Origin of the sequence: Siminovitchia thermophila (genome assembly GCF_016909185.1) — a bacterium.
Lineage (GTDB): Bacteria > Bacillota > Bacilli > Bacillales > Bacillaceae_C > Siminovitchia > Siminovitchia thermophila.
Window position 1 is genome coordinate 24,919 of the sequence record NZ_JAFBFH010000006.1, and the last position, 15,526, is coordinate 40,444.

Consider the following 15,526-nt stretch of genomic DNA (forward strand, 5'->3'; position numbering starts at 1 on the left):
CGTCTACCATTTCACATTTGAAAGTAATAAGACTAGAAAACGTTATGAGAATCCCGAAAATAATGTATAAACAGATATAATCGGTTAGAAAGGAGAAATGATTGATGGACTACGAGGTTATTATTATAGGTGCGGGTTCAATGGGAATGGCTGCGGGATTTCAGCTCGCAAACAAGGGAGTAAAAGTATTATTGGTTGATGCCAATGATCCTCCTCATACAGAAGGGGCGCATCACGGTGAAACGAGGCTGATCCGCCATGCGTATGGAGAAGGCGAGAGTTATGTTCCCATGGCACTTCGCGCGCAGGAGCTATGGGGACAATTGGAAAAAGAATCAGGCGAAACGCTTTTCCTTAAAACGGGCGTGTTGAACGTTGGTTTGCCGGATTCGCTATTCGTCCAAAATGTCATCGACAGCGCGAAGAAATATTCACTTCCACTGGAAGTCCTATCGGCACGGGAAGTCAACCAAAGATGGACCGGATTTCAAATTCCTGATGGATTAATAGGATGCTTCGAAAATGAATCCGGCGTATTGATGAGTGAAAAATGTGTACGAGCCTACCGTGATCTGGCTATTCAAAGAGGGGCAGAGATTCGTAAGAATACCCGCATTCAGTCAATCGAAACGACAAACTCTCATGTTACCGTTCGCACAAATACAGAAACATTCCGTTCTGAAAAACTGATTGTTTCTGCTGGAAAAGGGACGAATGCGGTGTTGAGACACTTGGATCTTCAATTACCGCTGCAACTTGTCAGAAAAACATTTTCTTGGTTTCATTCGGATGAACATCTGTATCGGACAGGACAATTTCCGGGCTTTACGTTCGATTTGGCGGATGGGGTATACTATGGTTTTCCGAGCGTTCACGGCTCCGGAGTAAAAATAGGACGCCATGATGGAGGCCGGCCGATTCTGCCGGATGAGGCATTGGCTGCATTTGGCGCTTTTCCTGAAGATGAACAAGATGTAAGTGAGTTTGCCCAACGCATGCTCTCTCAAAAGATGCCCCATAAGCAAGGAAAAACATGTACATATACAAACACGCTTGATACGGACTTTATCATTGACAGCCTTCCCGGGAGTGAACATATTTTAGTGGCATGCGGATTTTCGGGACACGGATTCAAATTTGCGAGTGTTATAGGAGAAATATTAAGCGAAATGGCTGCGGGGAAGAAGACAGGCTTCGATCTGTCCGGCTTTTCAATCAGCAGAATGGGGGTGTGAGCACCCTCTTTTATCCGGAGAGGTTGGGAGTGAGACGCAAACCTCCGATCGGCAGGATATGAATCAAAGGGGTATGAAAGGAGCTACCGCCTGATTGAATTCAATGACCTCCACATATTCCCGTTTAAAATGAGCTTATATATATTAAACTTCTTGTGATAGTATTAGTAATATTCCAGACAACATTCTGTATTTGTAGGGAGGGAATCAGATTGGATCAAACTTCAATGAGAAAACAGATGACACTCCAACTGATCTTAGAAGCAAAGAAACGCGTCTATCAAGTAGTAAAACCCACACCATTTTTCCAATCCATTCAACTATCGGAACAATACGGCTCCTCTGTTTATTTGAAGCTTGAAAACTTCCATGAAATTGGTGCTTTTAAAGTAAGGGGTGCCGCCAATAAAATATTACAATTGTCAAATGAAGAACAAAAGCGCGGAGTTGCGACGTTTTCGACAGGAAACCATGGATTGGCTGTCGCCTATGTCGCTAAAAAAAGGGGGATTTCTGCAACCGTTTGCATATCCAATCGTGTTCCAAAAGCAAAAGTGGATGCCATTCGCCGGATGGGGGCTCATGTTGAAATTGTCGGGGAAGGGCAAGATGATGCGGAAACATATTGTTATGAGTTAGAGGAAAAATATGGTTTGACGGTGATTAAACCTTTTGATGATTCCGCTATAATCGCCGGACAAGGAACGATTGGCCTTGAAATGGCAGCAGAAGAGCCAGACATTGATGTTGTTGTCATCCCGATATCAGGGGGAGGCTTGTTTGCCGGCGTTGCAACCGCTTTAAAATTATATAATCCGAAAATTAAAACGATTGGTGTATCAATGGAGCGTTCTCCTGTCATGTTTGAGAGCATCCGGGCAGGAAAGCCTGTTATCTTAAAGGAACAACCCACTCTTGCGGATAGTTTGCTTGGGGGAATTGGGCTGGACAATACGTACACATTTGAGATTGTCAAACAGCTCGTAGATGATTTTGTGCTCGTATCTGAAGAAGAAATAGCCGAAGCCATGGGCTTTATGGCGGATGAACACCGGATGATTGTAGAGGGGGCTGCCGCTACCGGAGTTGCCGCGCTGCTAAATAAAAAAATAGATGTAACAGGCATGAAAGCAGGAATGATTATAACTGGAAATAATGTAGATCTCTCTGTTATTTCAAAGGTGATTCAAGACTATCAACGAAAATAACGCACATTGGGTTACATCGCATCATGGGGGAGGGTGAACATTGAATCTGTCACTGGAAGATGTATTGAAATTTCCAATTTTTGAGACCGCCAAGGTGATTACTGGTGAAGGTGTCGTCGGTAAGAAACTAGTAGAATGGGTATCTGTCATTGAAAGTCCCGTGGAAAATTTCGTGAGAGAAAATGAACTCGTTTTAACGACGGGCATCGGCTGTTATATGAATATGCAATCTTTCTTTGAATTTTGCAAAGATGTGTATGAGTCAGGCGCATCCGCTTTGGCCATTGCTACCGGCCACTATATTAATAAAATACCGGAAGAAATTACCCAGTTTGCAGAGATGAAAGATTTTGTCATTGTGGATTTGCCGTGGGAAATTCGGTTTGCAGACATCATACATGAAGTGACAAGCGCCATTAACAATATTCAACACGATGAATTGATCAGATTGAAGGAATTTCAGCAACAATTGATTGAAATGTTTTTAACAAAGAAGCCCTTTGCGGAAATCATCACTGTCGTGGAGAAGGAATTAGGCCTGCCGGTGATTGTCATGAATCGTAAAGGGCATGTGATCGCAGGTTCAGCCAATATTCACCATGTTCGCCGTCTATGGAGAAGTATGGAACGAAATCTTGCAGCTGAAGAATCGCATCACCCGATTTTTTCAAAATTACGTAGGGGAAAGGGAAAAGAAGTTCAGTTGTTTCATATGAAAATTCAATCTAGTGAACAAGAGCAAGGGGATTTTTTTATCGTTGCTTCATCAACATATAAAATAAAACTAAGGGAAGTCAATATTATCGAACAGGCGGTAATGGTTTCTGCATTGTGGCTGACGAGTGAGTCCGCCATTGTCGAAAATAAAAGTCTCTTGCAGAATGAATTTGTCATCTCATTAACGACGGAAGAAGAGCCCGAGGAGAAAACGTTGCGAGAGAAGGCTAAGAGTCTTGGTTTTCATATCGATTTAAAATATGAGTGTATTATTGGTTATCCGGAAAATTTAGATACTCTTTTTTATAAAGATGGCGGGACGAGCCATGAAACGAAGCATTCATGGTTTGAAAGTATGATGACGTATATTGAGAGTGAATTGGCTGATGCCGGGCAATCGGTTCATCGGGAAGTCATGTATGCCCAAGAAGTGGATAAACTTGTTATATTTCTGGAGACAACTGAATTCGCATCTCCATCCACCTCCAACGGGACGATGAATCAATTTCTGGATCATGTGGAGAGAAGACTCAATAAATTGTTGCCGGGGCTTGTGATCTCGTGGGGCATTGGAAAACATCAAGATGGAAAAATGGCATTTTACAGAAGTTATCAGAAGGCGCTTTCCGCCTTGGAAGTGGGAAGAAAACAAAAAGGAATTGGAAAGCGCTACCACTTTGACAACACAAGGATCAGCCGCCTTATTTTACATTTATCCAAAAACGAGGAAGTACGTGAAATTGCCACTTCCACATTGTCCCCATTAATCAAATATGATCAAAAAAGAGAAATGGATTTAATTAACACGTTCATTGCTTACAACGAAAATTCCGGCAATGTAAGCCAGGCTGCCCGCGTGTTAAATCTACACCGCCAATCTTTATTGTACAGACTTCGAAAAATTGAATCACTGACAAATCTTTCTTTAACGAATCCGGATGATATGTTTTTGCTTGATTTCAGTATTAAAATATGGATGAGCGGGATGAATGAAAACAAAGACCGTCTTGCACTCTGACTTTTCATCAGACAGGCTTTCGACCTGTCTGATTTTTTCATACTGAACGCCATACGGACTAGGCGATGGCGTTCTTTTCATCAAATTGTATAAAGACACGCCCATGAAGTTCATACAAATTTTATAATGTTTTTTACATTTCGACTATTTATAATGAAGGCTAATGAAAGCACTTACAATTACATATAAAGACAAAATTCATCATAAATCTTCACCGGCATGATGATACGGGAGCGCCGGTACTTGACATCTTTTTAGTACTGTACTGCTGAAAAGGGCAGGCGGCAAACACCATGCCACGAAAGGAGTGAGCCTGAAATGACCGTATTGAAAAAAGCCGTTGGGGACGATCCGGCCCCGGGAGCCATCCAAGATCATCCGCCAGAACGCCCGATGGTTTCTTATCAGGCTATCCGCAAATCGTTCGGGGAAACGGAAGTGTTAAAAGGAATTGACCTTCATATCAAACCGGGGGAAAAGATCACGATTATCGGTCCGAGCGGTTCGGGTAAAACGACGATTATCCGGATGCTCATGACGTTGGAGGAACCGATATCCGGAGTGATTGAAGTGGACGGAGAGCCGCTTTGGCACAAGGAAGTCAACGGAAGACTAGTACCCGGATAAGAAACATTTGCGGAAAGTGCGCGGGAAAAATCGGAATGGTCTTTCAACAGTACAACCTCTTCCCGCATATGACGATATTAAGGAACGTTACCGAGGCGCCGATTCATGTGCTTGGCGTGCCGAAGCAGGAAGCGGTGGAGCGGGCGCTTGAGATGCTGGAGAAAGTCGGATTGAAAGACCATGTCGATAAATATCCGGCGCAGTTATCGGGAGGCCAGCAACAGCGTGTGGCCATTGCCCGGGCACTCGTCATGGAGCCAAAGGTAATGCTCTTTGATGAAGTGACCTCGGCTCTGGACCCGGAACTGGTCGGAGAAGTGTTAAAGACGATCAAAGACATTGCGAAAACGAGCAATATGACGATGATTCTCGTTACACACGAAATGGATTTTGCCCGTGAAATATCCGATCGCGTCGTGTTTATCGACCAGGGGAACATTGTTGAGCAAGGGTCGCCGGAAGAAGTGCTGGAAAATCCGGAGACGGAACGGCTGCAATTGTTTTTAAAACGGTTTAGAAACGGGTTTTAAAACAACATCATATATGGAAAGAAGGGATTGATTTGTTATCGTTTAACATGTTGGAGTATCAAGAAAGGATCAGGAAAACAAAACAAAGGATGCAGGCTGAAGGGATGGATCTCTTGCTTGTGACAGATCCGGCGAATATATGTTACCTCACCGGATATAACGCTTGGTCTTTTTATGTCCATCAAATGCTTGTTGTCATGATTGATGAGGAACAGCCTTTCTGGATTGGGCGTGGACAAGACGCCAGCGCGGCCAAACATACGACGTGGTTGGATGAGGATCATATCATTCCTTACGAAGATGACTACGTACAATCGGATGTAAAACATCCTATGGATTTTGTTGCGGGAGTTTTGCAGAAGAAAAAGCAAGATAATCGTGTCATGGGTGTTGAATTTGATGCGTATTATTTTACCGCCAAAAACTATATTCAGCTTACCGCCGGGCTCCCAAATGCGATTTTTAAGGATGCCACAAACTTGGTGAATTGGGTGCGGATTATTAAATCAGAACAAGAAATTGAGTATATTAAAAAAGCGGCTAAAATTGCGGAAAAAGCGATGCGAACGGGTGTTGATTCGATTTGGGAGGGAGTTCGGCAAAGCGATGTCGCAGCCGCGATCTCCCATGCGCAAATCAGTGGAACGGAAGATTTCGGCGGCGACTATCCTTCGATTGTCCCTCTGCTGCCGACAGGAGAAAAAACCTCTGCTTGCCACCTTACGTGGACAGACGATGTTTTGCAAAATGGCGATCCGGTGATCATTGAATTGGCAGGATGCTATAAAAGATATCATTCACCATTGGCGAGAACGGTTGTTGTGGGAAAGCCGACTGATCAGATGCAATATATCGCCAACATTGTCATTGAAGGCATCAATATGGCTTTGGATGCCGTAAAACCGGGAATGACTTGCGAAGAAGTGGAGCTTGTATGGCGCAAGGCAATTGAAAAGAGCGGCATCAAAAAAGAATCCAGAATCGGGTATTCTATCGGGCTTAATTATCCGCCGGATTGGGGAGAGCATACAGCAAGCCTCAGACCGAGTGACCATACGATATTAAGGCCGAATATGACGTTTCATATGATTCCCGGGATTTGGCTCGACCACATCGGAATAGAAATTAGCGAGTCATTCAGAGTAACAGAAACCGGATGTGAAGTACTCGCCGATTTTCCACGTGAATTGTTTGTCCGGCCAAACATTCGGCTGGCGTAACTGTAAAATTTTATGAGGTTGTGCAATGCCCGCGGCAGCCTTTTTACAGCTAATCCGATTTCATTTTATCGACAAACAGAGGTCGAGCCATTTCGCAGCTTTTGTAGCGAACAGGGTTGAATAGATGTTGCGGCCCGTTTTTTTCCAGTAACGATTTTGGCGAATGGTGATGGATCGCGTTTTTTCCAGTAACGATTGTGGCGAATGGCGACTGATCTCCATTTTTTGCCCTATAACGATTTTGGTGAATGGCGACTGATCTCCATTTTTTGCCCTATAACGATTGTGGCGAATGGTGACTGATTTCTATATTTTTCCTTGTAACGAATAGGGTGAATGGAACTGTTTCTCATTTTTGCCCTTTAATGAAATCAGTCGAATGGCGTTGGCTCCCGCTTTTTGCCTTGTAAAGAACTCACTGCCGAATGTTGACTGAGAAACGGCGTTTTCGCTTAATGGCAAACGACTTTCATGGTGGCAAGAGAGAAACGGGCTCGCGCTTTTTCGGAATCTGTCTCACGAGTAAAATGCAACAAGTTTCGTGTTCTATCTATAAGGACGCTCCTTTTTTGATCATGTCAACTTGGAAAAATTGTATAAAAGCGGGGACGAAAAGTTCATACAAAATGAACGATGTTTTTCCGATAACCGTCATTTTATAATGAGATTACAGCTTTGAAAGCACTTTCATAAAGGAGGCGTTTATATGTTGGCATTCAGTCATCAAGAATATCAAAACAGGCTGATGAAAACAAAGAAAAAAATGTTGAAAAAAGGAATCGATGTATTGCTCATTACAAATCCCGCAAATATGAACTATTTATCAGGTTATAACGGGTGGTCTTTTTATGTTGATCAAGTTTTGGCCGTGATAGTTGACGAGGAACAGCCCATTTGGATTGGCAGGCATATGGATGCTAACGGAGCCAGGGCTACGACTTGGTTGTTTGAAAGTAACATTATTCCTTATCCTGACACATACATTCATTCAGAAAAGCATCCTATGGAATTTGTCGCTGATATATTGCACCAAATCGGCCAGTCAAACCGAAGAATCGGACTCGAAATGGAATCTTACTATTTCTCGGCGCTGGCTTATGAGCGTCTCAAGCAGAGCCTCCCGAACGCCACTTTTGTGGACGCGAGCTTGCTTGTAAACCATATTCGCATCATCAAATCGGAACAGGAAATTGAATATATAAAACGCGCGGCGAAAATTGTTGAAAGAGGGATGGATACCGCTGTTGCCCACATTGCCGAAGGTGTCCGGGAATGTGATGTGGTCGCGCAAATTTATAAAGAGTTAATCACGGGAACACCCGAATTTGGAGGAGATTATCCATCCATTGTTCCGTTGCTCCCTTCGGGAGAAAATACATCGACACCGCATTTAACATGGACCGATCGACAATATCAATACGGTGAAATGGTCATTATTGAATTGGCCGGGTGTCATCAGCGCTACCACTCTCCGCTTGCCAGGACTGTCTCGATTGGCCAGCCAAGTGAAGAAGCATTGGAAGTATCGAAAATCGTTATTGAAGGTTTAAATACAGCGTTGGATGCGGTAAAGCCGGGGGTGACTTGCGAAGAAGTGGAGATGGCTTGGACAAATGTCATTCAAAAATATGGCATTGAAAAAGAATCCCGGGTCGGTTATTCGATGGGCTTAAATTACCCGCCGGATTGGGGGGAGCATACGGCTAGCATCAGACGGGGAGATCTGACCGTCCTTCAGCCCAATATGACTTTTCATTTAATTCCGGGCCTATGGTTTGATGATTACGGCATTGAAATCAGCGAGTCGTTCCGGGTAACGGAGAATGGTTGTGAAGTGCTGGCGAATTATCGCAGGGAGCTCATTGTAAAAGAGGATTTGGACTTAACGATTATCAGTTAGGTGGTGAAAACCATGCATATTTTTACGGAAAGCGAAATCAAACAATTTGTCACGTTAAATGAACAGGTGCTACCTGTCGTTGAGGATGCTTTCACACAACTGGCGACAAAAGAAGTGATTATGCCGCCCATCATGAGAGTAGACGTTAAAGAAAACAACGGGGAAGTGGACGTAAAAACAGCTTATATTCCAGGAAAAGATTTGTTTGCCTTAAAAGTATCATCTGGATTTTTCAATAATGATCAGCTCGGGCTTCCGAGTGCCAACGGATTGATGATGTTGATCAGTGCCGTCACCGGCGAACCGAAGGCCTTGCTTTTGGATAACGGCTATCTAACGGAGATTAGGACGGCTGCCGCCGGAGCGATCGCTGCAAAGTATTTAGCAAAAGAGCGCGTAAAGACGGTTGGGGTGATAGGGACCGGAGCACAAGCCCGTTATCAAATGAAAGCGTTACAACTTGTCAGGGATTTTGAACGGATCATCGTTTTTGGGCGTTCCCGGGAAAATGCCCGAAAGTTCAAGGATGAAATGGAGGACATTTTACAAGTCGACATCCAATTGGCGGAAACAGCGGAAGCAGTCGTGCGAAACAGCGAAATTGTCGTAACGACAACACCTGCCAAACAACCGATTATCCAGGTGGATTGGCTTCATCCTGGACTGCATATTACAGCAATGGGTTCCGACGCTGAAGAAAAGCAAGAATTGGCGGCAAACATTCCGAAAATAGCCGACAGATATGTGTGCGATACGAAAGCGCAGTGTGCAAGGCTCGGAGAATTGCGCCATGCCATTGCGCAAGGTTATCTCTCTTCAAATGCTCCCGTAATCGAGCTTGGGGAAGTGACGGCGGGAAAAATGGCGGGAAGACTACATGATAAAGAAATCACGGTATGCGACCTGACTGGAACGGGTGCGCAAGATACGGCGATTGCGTTATATGCCTATCAATTTTTAATAGAAAATGGAGAGATTGGGCTGGAGATTTACAACAAAAAATCTCATCATTTCACATAAAAAGCGTTTGGGGGATTAGGGATGACAACTGGTCAAACTTCGATTGTTAGCGAAGCAAAGGCGGCAGCAGCAAAAATGAGAGATTGGCGCCGTCACCTTCATCAGTATCCTGAATTGAGTTTTCAGGAACATGATACGGCTGCATTTGTTTGCGAGAAGCTAAAAGAGTTGGGCAATGTTGCCATTGAAACGGGAGTAGCTAAAACCGGAGTAGTGGGAACAATCTCATCAGGTAGCGGACCAGTCATCGCTTTGCGCGCTGATATGGACGCCCTTCCGATTGATGAGATAAATGAACATGAGTATAGGTCTAAACGAAAAGGCGTGATGCATGCTTGCGGGCATGATGCCCATACAGCGATTTTACTCGGTGTGGCCACCATATTTTCCAATCTTTTTAAGCAAGGAAAAGTGACAGGAACAGTGAGATTGATATTTCAGCCGGCTGAGGAAGATACCGATCATGAGGGATTGTCAGGTGCTTCAAGGATGATTCAAGAAGGAGCATTGGATCATGTGGAAACGATATTGGCACTCCATGTATGTCCGTGGCAACCCCCAGGGGTTATCCAAGTAAATGATGGATTTAGCATGGCAAATGTCGATGTCTTCCAAGCGAAAATCATCGGGGAAGGCGGGCATGGAGGATATCCTCATCTTACAAAAGATCCCATATGGATGCTGGGGGCCATCCTTCCATCTTTTTACGGATTGATTTCCAGAAGGACATCTCCTTTGGAAACCGCGGCTGCAAGCATTGGAAAAATTCACACTGGAACCGCAAGCAATATCATTCCTCAAGAGGTGGAGATTACAGGGACGATTCGTACGTATTCACCTGATACAAGGGAGAAGTTTGGGCGCGAGGTGGAAAATGTTTTTAAAATAGCGGAATCATTAGGAGGGAGGTATTCCTTCACTTTAGAGAAGGGAGAGCCCGCCTTGAAAAATGATCCTCGCATTAACAGTCTGCTAACGAAAGTGGCGAAAGACTTATATCCGGATATGAAGGTGGTAAAAGCTCCTTTTGGCATGGGCGGGGAAGACTTCGGATACATGACGGAAAAAGTGCCGGGTTCGATGTTTTTTTTAGGATGTGCGCTGGAGGACGGAAAAAACCGTGATCTTCATACAAATATTTTTGATATTGATGAACAATGCCTTGAAATCGGGGCTTCCATTTTAACCGAAACGGCCATCCGTTTATTGGCAGGAAAAATAGATTGTTAAAACATCCGGAAAGGCGTGATGGAATTGTCGACAAAAGTGCTGGGGCGGGAAATGTATCTCGCCGGGAAATGGATTGGAAGCGAAAAGACGATAGATGTTCTTAATCCTCAGGATAATGCTCTGATTACAACCGTTCCCGCCGCTACGAAGGAAGAGATGTTATTCGCCATTGAAGAAGCAAAAGAAGGGGCAAAAGTAGCGGAGGCATTGCCCGTCCACATGAGGATGAGCATTTTAAACCGGGCGGCGGATTATATTGAACACCGAAGTGAAGCATATGCTGTCACGATTTCACAAGAAGGAAGCAAAACAATCCGGGAAGCGAGAAATGAAGTGAAGCGTTGTATCCAAACATTGAGGTTGAGCGCCGAAGAAGCCAGGCGGGTTCAAGGAGAAACCATTCCCTTTGATCAATCGGAAACAGGTGAAAACCGTGTCGGCTATTATTATCGTTTCCCAATTGGAATCATTGGAGCCATTACACCGTTCAACGATCCTTTAAATTTGGTCGCCCATAAAGTAGGGCCGGCAATCGCCTCGGGAAATGCCATTATCGTAAAACCGGCAACGGTGACTCCTTTAAGCGCGTTGTTGCTGGCGAAGGCCTTCGATTATGCGGGTCTTCCGCCGAAAATATTATCTGTAGTAACAGGAACTGGAAGAGAAATAGGAGATGTGCTTGTGACGCATCCGGCCATACGCATGATTTCTTTCACAGGAGGATTGGAAACAGGGGAGCGGATCGCGCGCAAAGCAGGTTTGAAAAAATTAAGCATGGAGCTTGGTTCCAACTCTCCGGCGATCATTTTGCAAGATGCGAATATCGAAGAAGCCGCTAGGGCCTGTGTTTCGGGAGCATTTTCCGCAGCCGGACAAAATTGTATCGGTGTGCAAAGAATGTACGTTGAACAAGAAGCATATGAATCGTTTAAAGAACAGTTCATTGTGGAGACCGCCAAATATAGAGTGGGTGATAAAGGGCTTGAAGCGACGGACATGGGCCCTCTCATACACGAAAAAGAAGCAATCCGCGTGGAAAACTGGGTAAAAGAAGCTGTCGCAGCGGGGGCAAATCTCTTAATTGGGGGCGAACGCAATGGGCCTTTTTACTCCCCCACAGTAATCGAAAACGTGCCGGAACATTGCACCATTGCCCAAGAAGAAATATTTGGCCCCGTCGCATTACTATATGCAGTCGATGACGTGGAAGAAGCCATCAATAAAGCCAACAACGTCCATTACGGTCTTCAAGCCGGGGTTTTTACAAAGGATATCGATAAGGCATTTCAGGTAATCCATCGGCTGAATGTGGGCGGAGTCATGATCAATGACAGTAGTGACTACCGAATTGATGGGATGCCGTTTGGCGGTGTGAAAGGTTCGGGGCTCGGGCGTGAGGGAGTTAAATATGCCATTCAAGACATGACAGAACCAAAGGTTGTCAGTTTCAGACTTGGAATCAAGTAAAGGATCAGAGAATGAACAGAGGAGTCATATATGAACAATAAACAAAACTCGAGTTTCATGAATAGCACTTTCTGGACTTCATCGGTCATTGTTTTTTTGGCTGTTTTATGGGGAGCGATCAATCCGGGAAGTCTGGCAAATGCGGCTAATACAGCCTATGAATTTATGACAAATTCATTTGGATGGTTCTATCTATTGTCTGTCTTGTTTATCGTCATTTTTCTCTTTGTTCTGGCCGTCAGCAAATACGGAAAGATAAGGCTCGGAAAGGATGATGAAAAGCCGGATTATCCTTTTTATACATGGATCGGCATGTTATTTAGCTGTGGTTTTGGAGCGGGGCTTGTCTTTTGGGGAATCGCCGAGCCGATGAACCACTTCGTAGACAGCCCCCTCCCTGTTGAGGGAAAGACGCCCGAATCAGCCAGGGTCGCCATGCAATACTCTTTCTTTAATTGGGGTGTACATCAATGGTCTGTTTTTACAATCGTCGGGCTTGCTTTGGCTTATTTTCAATTCCGCAAAGGGAAAAGTGGCGAAATAAGCACGATATTGAAGCCGCTGACGGTAAAAAAGGGAATCCATAAAGCAATTAATATACTGGCGGTCATCGCCACGGTGATGGGCGTGGCGACTTCCTTGGGCATGGGGATATTGCAAATTAACGGCGGTCTCGATTACGTATTTTCCATTTCGCAAAATAATGTCAACCTGATGATCATTACGGCGCTTTTGCTCGTCATGTACCTTACTTCTGCCGTAACGGGTCTTGATAAAGGGATTAAATGGCTAAGCACATTGAATTTAAGTTTGGCCTTGGGGCTGATCATTATTGTCCTGATTTTGGGACCCACCCGTTTTATACTGGATGGCTTAGTACTCGGTATAGGGGACTACATTCAACACTTTTTCGGAATGAGTTTGGGCATTTCTCCTTATGACAACGGAATGTGGACAAAAGAGTGGACTGTCGCCTATTGGGCGTGGGTAATCGCTTGGTCGCCTTTTGTCGGGGCTTTTATTGCTCGAATTTCAAAAGGGAGAACCATTCGCGAATTCATTTTTGGTGTATTGATCGTGCCCCCATTCATCGCCATTGTCTGGATCGGCGTATTTGGCGGAACAGCCATCCACATGGATCTATTTCAAAATGCGAATATTGCCGCGGCTGTCCAAACCGACGTGACAAGTGCCTTATTTGCCACTTTTGAACATTTTCCAATGAGTACGCTGTTATCTCTTATTTTTATCGTACTGATTGTTACTTTTTTAGTGACATCTGCCGATTCAGCCGCTTTTATATTAGGCATGATGACTTCCAAAGGAAACTTAAACCCTTCGATGGTGGTAAAAGTGATATGGGGTGTACTCATGGCGGCAATCGTCGTTGTACTTATCAAGAGCAGTGGGCTTCAAGGACTGCAGACAGCTTCCCTCGTGACAGCGCTGCCTTTTACAGTCATCTTGCTTTTGATCACCTATTCACTGATCAAAACAATTAAGGAAGATCATAGACCGAATATCACAGCGGAATCGATACCTGAATTTGTCAGAAAAAGAAAGGCTCAATAAATATAAAATTCATAGGAGGAATACAACATGGCTTTACAAATGAAAAATGAAGCGAAAATAAAATTTACGGAACTCGCGGAATTAGACAAAAAACACTTTTTGCATCCGTCCACTTCTATTAGACAGCATGTGGAAAATGGACCGGGTTTTATTTTTACAGAAGGAGAAGGCATTTATTTAAAAGACATCAGAGGCAGAAAATTGATTGACAGCTTATCATCTCTTTGGAATGTCAACATCGGGCATGGAAGAGCGGAGCTGGGCCAGGCGGCGGCAGAGCAAATGTCAAAACTTGCTTTTAGCTCCACTTTCGGAGGAAACAGCCATGAACCTGTCATCGAACTGGCGAAAAAGGTGGCGGAATGGACACCGGGTGATTTGAACACCACCTTTTTTACTTCCGGAGGATCGGAATCAAACGATACGGCATTTAAAACGGCTCGCCATTATTGGAAAGTGAAAGGCCAGCCAAATAAAACAAAAATTATTTCCCGCAGACTTTCTTATCATGGGGTTGCGATGGGATCGACAAGCGCAACGGGAATTGAGCCATTCAGGGAGTTTACCACTTCCTTGGCACAAGGATTCCTTTATGTTGATTCATCCATTGAGTCGTTGCGAGCGCTGATTGAAGAAGAGGGAGCAGAAAGTATCGCGGCCTTCATTTCCGAGCCGATCCAGGGGTCCGGCGGGGTCAATCTGCCGCCAAAGGACTATTTTAAAGAAGTTCGTGAAATGTGTGATAAACATGATATTTTGTTCATTGCGGACGAAGTCATTTGTGGCTTTGGGAGAACAGGCGAGAAGTTCGGCATGGATTTGTTTGGTGTCGTTCCGGACATTATTTGTATGGCAAAGGGGATTTCAAGCGGATATGCGCCCATCGGCGGAATGGTCATTTCCGACAAAATCAAAAAAGAATTGATGGAAAACTACGCAGGCAACTTCTGGCATGGCTACACTTACAGCGGACACCCGATGTGCTGTGCCGTTGCCCTGAAAAACTTGGAAATCATTGAAAATGAAAACATGGTTGAAAATGTCCGCAACATGGGAGCCGAGTTGCAAAAAGGGCTCAAATACCTGGAAGAGAAGCATGACAACTTGGGGAACCGCCGGGGAGCCGGCTTGCTTGGCGCCATAGAATTTTTCAAAAATGTGGAAACAAAAGAACGGTATGCCGAACCGGTTTCCGCAAAAGTCGTCGCCAAAGCGCTTGACAGGGGACTTCTGGGCCGAAGCATTGTTTATGGAGGTCAAGATACATTGGCATTTGCGCCGCCATTCTGTATCACAAAAGAAGAAGTGGGAACCATCATCTCCATCATCGACGATTCCATTGCAGAAGTGAAGAAGGAACGATAAGGAAAGATGGTGCGGTTCAAAAATAAGTTGCCATGTTAAACAATCCGCTGCCGACTTGGCGGCGGACTTGCCATTTGTAAAGAGGCGGAAAGGTATCTCTAGGAAGTGGCGAGTAAATTGCGCAATTGGCGAGTAATCTCCATGAATTGGCGAGTAAAATGCAAAAGCGGATAGTAACTCAGGAAATTGGCGAGTAATGGCAATTTGGCAAGTAATTCCGGTAAGTAGCGAGTAATGGCGTAACTTCAGGAAGTTGTGAGTAAAATGCGCAATTGGCCAGTAGCCGCTGGTAAGTGGTGATGCAGATCCAAGATGCTTATCACTTGAAATTGGAGCAATTGCAAAAGAGGCAAGTCATCTTCGTGAATTGGCGAGTAAAACGAAAAAAGTATGAAGTATTCCGGTAAGTGGTGATCA

The 15,526-nt window shown here is 44.5% G+C and carries 10 protein-coding genes and 1 pseudogene; all 11 read left to right on the forward strand.

Going from position 1 to position 15,526, the window contains the following annotated elements:
- The first annotated feature begins 104 nt into the window (after window positions 1-104).
- The 11 genes and pseudogenes from solA to JOC94_RS05825 all read left to right on the forward strand — a co-directional run bounded on the left by solA (window position 105) and on the right by JOC94_RS05825 (window position 15,109).
- Window positions 105-1,235 (forward strand): N-methyl-L-tryptophan oxidase, encoded by a 1,131-nt coding sequence (gene solA / locus JOC94_RS05775; protein ID WP_077111932.1) that lies wholly within the window; start codon window positions 105-107, stop codon window positions 1,233-1,235.
- 227 nt (window positions 1,236-1,462) lie between these two features.
- Entirely contained in the window at window positions 1,463-2,443 is a 981-nt protein-coding gene (gene eutB / locus JOC94_RS05780; protein WP_077111953.1) for a hydroxyectoine utilization dehydratase EutB, read from the forward strand.
- Window positions 2,444-2,483: 40 nt separating this feature from the next.
- Window positions 2,484-4,178 (forward strand): PucR family transcriptional regulator, encoded by a 1,695-nt coding sequence (locus tag JOC94_RS05785; protein WP_077111931.1) that lies wholly within the window; start codon window positions 2,484-2,486, stop codon window positions 4,176-4,178.
- 393 nt (window positions 4,179-4,571) lie between these two features.
- Window positions 4,572-5,335, forward strand: a pseudogene (gene ehuA / locus JOC94_RS05790) (ectoine/hydroxyectoine ABC transporter ATP-binding protein EhuA).
- Between the two features lie 32 nt (window positions 5,336-5,367).
- Complete coding sequence (locus tag JOC94_RS05795; RefSeq protein WP_171973970.1) at window positions 5,368-6,555, forward strand: M24 family metallopeptidase; 1,188 nt, start codon at window positions 5,368-5,370, stop codon at window positions 6,553-6,555.
- A 706-nt stretch (window positions 6,556-7,261) separates the two neighbouring features.
- Complete coding sequence (locus JOC94_RS05800) at window positions 7,262-8,455, forward strand: M24 family metallopeptidase (RefSeq protein ID WP_171973973.1); 1,194 nt, start codon at window positions 7,262-7,264, stop codon at window positions 8,453-8,455.
- Window positions 8,456-8,467: 12 nt separating this feature from the next.
- Window positions 8,468-9,475, forward strand: a complete 1,008-nt coding sequence (locus JOC94_RS05805; protein ID WP_077113084.1) for a cyclodeaminase — start codon at window positions 8,468-8,470, stop codon at window positions 9,473-9,475.
- A 21-nt stretch (window positions 9,476-9,496) separates the two neighbouring features.
- Window positions 9,497-10,705 carry a M20 metallopeptidase family protein gene (locus JOC94_RS05810; RefSeq protein ID WP_077113085.1) on the forward strand — a complete coding sequence of 403 codons (1,209 nt, stop codon included), beginning with the start codon at window positions 9,497-9,499 and terminating at the stop codon, window positions 10,703-10,705.
- Window positions 10,706-10,723: 18 nt separating this feature from the next.
- Entirely contained in the window at window positions 10,724-12,172 is a 1,449-nt protein-coding gene (locus JOC94_RS05815) for an aldehyde dehydrogenase family protein (RefSeq protein WP_077113086.1), read from the forward strand.
- A gap of 30 nt (window positions 12,173-12,202) precedes the next feature.
- Window positions 12,203-13,744, forward strand: coding sequence for a BCCT family transporter (locus JOC94_RS05820; RefSeq protein WP_077113087.1), 1,542 nt, complete (start codon window positions 12,203-12,205; stop codon window positions 13,742-13,744).
- A gap of 27 nt (window positions 13,745-13,771) precedes the next feature.
- Window positions 13,772-15,109: an aminotransferase family protein gene (locus tag JOC94_RS05825; protein ID WP_083717653.1), complete on the forward strand. Its 1,338-nt coding sequence runs from the start codon at window positions 13,772-13,774 to the stop codon at window positions 15,107-15,109.
- Window positions 15,110-15,526 lie beyond the last annotated feature (417 nt).

Bases quoted from the DNA above. Each gene is read 5' to 3' on its own strand.
- eutB (WP_077111953.1), top strand. From the start codon at position 1,463: ATGAGAAAACAGATGACACTCCAACTGATCTTAGAAGCAAAGAAACGC.
- JOC94_RS05820 (WP_077113087.1), top strand. From the start codon at position 12,203: ATGAACAATAAACAAAACTCGAGTTTCATGAATAGCACTTTCTGGACT.
- JOC94_RS05810 (WP_077113085.1), top strand. From the start codon at position 9,497: ATGACAACTGGTCAAACTTCGATTGTTAGCGAAGCAAAGGCGGCAGCA.
- solA (WP_077111932.1), top strand. From the start codon at position 105: ATGGACTACGAGGTTATTATTATAGGTGCGGGTTCAATGGGAATGGCT.
- JOC94_RS05800 (WP_171973973.1), top strand. From the start codon at position 7,262: ATGTTGGCATTCAGTCATCAAGAATATCAAAACAGGCTGATGAAAACA.
- JOC94_RS05805 (WP_077113084.1), top strand. From the start codon at position 8,468: ATGCATATTTTTACGGAAAGCGAAATCAAACAATTTGTCACGTTAAAT.
- JOC94_RS05815 (WP_077113086.1), top strand. From the start codon at position 10,724: ATGGAATTGTCGACAAAAGTGCTGGGGCGGGAAATGTATCTCGCCGGG.
- JOC94_RS05825 (WP_083717653.1), top strand. From the start codon at position 13,772: ATGGCTTTACAAATGAAAAATGAAGCGAAAATAAAATTTACGGAACTC.